The sequence below is a fragment of the Shigella sp. FC1661 genome (assembly GCF_001712525.1).
Classification (GTDB): Bacteria; Pseudomonadota; Gammaproteobacteria; order Enterobacterales; family Enterobacteriaceae; genus Escherichia; species Escherichia coli.
In genome coordinates, this window is record NZ_MDGW01000496.1 from 1 (window position 1) to 395 (window position 395).

Below are 395 nucleotides of genomic sequence, written 5' to 3' on the forward strand. Positions count from 1 at the left end.
AACACGCCAGTTCGCCCGGATGTTGGGACTTGAACCGAAGAACACGGCGGTGCGGAGTCCGGAGAGTAACGGAATAGCAGAGAGCTTCGTGAAAACGATAAAGCGTGACTACATCAGTATCATGCCCAAACCAGACGGGTTAACGGCAGCAAAGAACCTTGCAGAGGCGTTCGAGCATTATAACGAATGGCATCCGCATAGTGCGCTGGGTTATCGCTCGCCACGGGAATATCTGCGGCAGCGGGCTTGTAATGGGTTAAGTGATAACAGATGTCTGGAAATATAGGGGCAAATCCACCTGTCAGCTCTTTTGTCATGCGCTCTCCCATGGCGTAGCCGACAATTTCGCACGTATAAACATCTTTGATGCCAGCGAGGTACAACCATCCCTCCTG

At 51.9% G+C, this 395-nt stretch carries 1 protein-coding gene; it reads left to right on the forward strand.

What is annotated here, in order from left to right:
• Positions 1–286 (forward strand): integrase core domain-containing protein (locus tag BFF42_RS21090; protein ID WP_000318964.1); only part of this gene is annotated, 286 nt, incomplete at its 5' end.
• Positions 287–395 lie beyond the last annotated feature (109 nt).